Source organism: Xanthomonas sp. SHU 199 (assembly GCF_000364665.1).
Classification (GTDB): Bacteria; Pseudomonadota; Gammaproteobacteria; order Xanthomonadales; family Xanthomonadaceae; genus Xanthomonas_A; species Xanthomonas_A sontii.
In genome coordinates this window covers 1-2,764 of record NZ_AQOI01000215.1, presented here as the reverse complement: position 1 = coordinate 2,764, position 2,764 = coordinate 1, and the positions used below count along the sequence as shown (strand labels likewise).

At 73.4% G+C, this 2,764-nt stretch carries 1 protein-coding gene and 1 pseudogene; both read right to left on the bottom strand.

Going from position 1 to position 2,764, the window contains the following annotated elements:
* A partial coding sequence (locus D183_RS0108775; RefSeq protein WP_017908677.1) for a UvrD-helicase domain-containing protein occupies positions 1-1,723 on the bottom strand: 1,723 nt, incomplete at its 3' end.
* Positions 1,720-2,764: pseudogene (locus D183_RS24330) on the bottom strand (exodeoxyribonuclease V subunit gamma); the annotation flags it as partial. The gene D183_RS0108775 and the pseudogene D183_RS24330, both read right to left, overlap by 4 nt.

Genomic DNA, 2,764 nt, shown 5'->3' with positions numbered 1-2,764 from the left:
TGGCCGGTGGCGGCGGTGGTTCCGGCGCGCGCCACACGGTCAGCGCCGGGGCCGGTGCGCCATTGCGCTGCAGGTCGGCATCGACGCGCTTGCTGCCCGGCTGCACCGGGTGGAAGGCGATGCCGTCGGTGAGAAACGCATCGGCGTAGCCGGCCTGCGTGTACAGCGCGTCGATCGCCGCCAGCAGCGCGGGGCGCGAGCGGAAGTTGTGCGCCAGCGGCGGCGCGCGTTCGGCGTCCGCGGCGGCGGCCAGGTAGGTGCGCACGTCGCCGCCGCGGAAGCCGTAGATGGCCTGCTTCGGGTCACCGATCAGGGCCAGCAGTGGCCGCGTGTCGTCCGGCGCCGACAGCGATGGCGCGATCGCCGCGTCGTCCTGCACCGCAGCGGGATTGGCCGTGTCCGGGGCGAACACCTTGCGGAAGATCGTCCACTGACGGTCGTCGGTGTCCTGGAATTCGTCGACCAGGGCGACCGCGTACTGCGCGCGCAGCCGCTGCGCCAGGGCGGCGCCGTGCGGGCCTTCCAGCGCGCGCGCCACGCCCTCGACTAGGTCGTCGTAGGTCTGCACGCGGCGCTGCCGCTTGAGATAGGCCAGCCGCTCCACCGCGTCGGCGCGCAACGCGTGCAAGAGACGAATGCGACGTCGTGTGCGCCACTGCGCCAGCTGCGCCAATGCGGCCAGGTAGCCGTCGATGGCGTGGCCCAGCGGCGAGGCGGGGGTGCGCTCGGCGTGCTTCTTGTTGGTGCCGGCGGTCAGTTCGGCGGCGGTGAGCTTGATCAGCTTCGGATGCGGTGGCGCGTCCGCGGTCGGTGCCGCGGCGAAGGCGTCCAGCCAGTGCCACAGCGCGGTCAGCCAGTCGGGCTTGTAGCTGACCTTGCTCAGCACGCCGGCATCCATCGCCGCGGCGATCGCCTCGAAACAGGCGGTGCCGTGCGTGCGGAACGCCTCGGCCAGCGCCATGCCGGCGCGCTGCGCGGCCTGCTGCAACACGGCGCCGTCCTCGTCGGAAAAGACCGGCGCGGCCGGCAGCAAGGTCGGATGCCGCACCAGTTCGCGCAGATCGGTGGCCATGCCGTCCGGTCCGCCCGGCCACAGCGCCACCAGATCCTCGGCCATCGCCGGATCGGCGGCGCGTTGCCGCCACAGGTCGGCGGCGACGTCGCGCAGCAGTTCACGGTCGTCGGTGAGCAGTTGCGGCGCGGCGAAGGCCTGGCCGCTTTCCAGCGCGTGCTCGCGCAGCACGCGCGCGCAGAAGCCGTGGATGGTGAAGATGGCGGCGAGGTCGATGTCCTCGGCGGCCTGCTGCAGGCGGCGGCGCAGGGCCGCGGGGGTTTCGGTGCTGGCGGCCAGGTGCGCGGTGAGGATCGCGCGGGTGAGGGCGACGTCGGGCAGGTCTTGGTGGGGGGGTGACTGCGACAGGTCGGTCGCGGCTGATCCCGAGAAAGGGACAAGAGCCGCTCCTATGAGGCTTCCATCGGCGTCCGGCACCAGCGTCGCCGCCAGCGCCAGGCGCTCGCGGATGCGCCGGCGCAGTTCCTGGGTGGCGGCCTCGGTGAAGGTGACGGCGAGGATCTGGCCCAGGCGCAGGCCGCGTTCGACCACCAGGCGGGTGAACAGCGTGGCCAAGGTGAAGGTCTTGCCGGTGCCGGCGCTGGCCTCGATCAGGCGCACGCCGTGCAGCGGCAGTTGCAGGTAGGGGTCGCGGTCGGGTGCGGCGTTCATTCGGCGTCTTCCTGGGTGCCGCGCCAGCGCTGCCAGCTTTCGTTGAGCCGTTCCGGATCGAGCGCGGGGCCGGCGTCGCCCTGTTCGAGCAGGCCGAACACGCGCTGGCTGGTGGCGGCGAAGTCGGCGAAGCGCTGCGCGTCGGCGAACGGGTCGCGGCCGCGGCCGACCAGGCGCAGTTCCGGGCTGTCCGCCTCGCTCCAGCCGAAGCTGGCCTGCCATTGCGCGGCAGCGTCCTTGATCGCCTTGTCGAGATCGCCGGCGCGCGCGGCCTGGTAGTACTTCCAACTGCTGTACGGCGCGAACGCCAGCGGCGCCTGGCGGCCATGCCGGTACAGCTGCAGCAGCGCGGCCAGCGCCTGCTGCGCCTGGGCGGCGGGCAGCGGCTCGCGGTCCATCGGATGCGGGCCGAGGCTGTCGTCGTGGTCGAAGAAACGCACGTAGGGCGCGCGTTCGCCGGCGGCGCGCAGCAGCAACCATTCCAGCCCGTGGCGGATCGCGCTGCGCCCGCTCAAGGCGCCCACCTGCACGCGTGCCACGCCGGGCGCGTACCAACCCGGCAGGCGGCCATGCAGCGCGGTGCCGTCGAGGTCCACCTGCAGCCGCGGCGCCTGCGGTGCAGCGTCGCTACCGCGCCACTGCCGGAACGTCTCGGCATACGGACGCAACTGGCGCACGCGCTCGTCGAGCTGGCGCCGACCCAGCGGCCCGGACGGCAGCAGCGCGCGGGCGCGCAGGCGTTCGTAAAGGGCCTCGGTGTCCCCGCGCAGCACCGCTTCGAACACCTGCTGCTGCAGGCCGTACTGATCGAGCCCGCGGCTGGGCGCCAGCAGCGGTTCCAGGTCGCTGTCGGCCTGCGCCGGATCGGGCAGGCGCAGGCCCAGGCGCTGGCGCAGGAACTGCCCGGCCGGATCGACCAGCAGCCGGCGCAGGTCGTCGATGGACAGCTGCGAAGGCAGCGCGTCGTCGGCCGCGGCCGGCAGCGCGTCGATCCATGGCGCCAACGGCTGGCGCTGGCCGACCAGGCTGTCCACCGCCGGC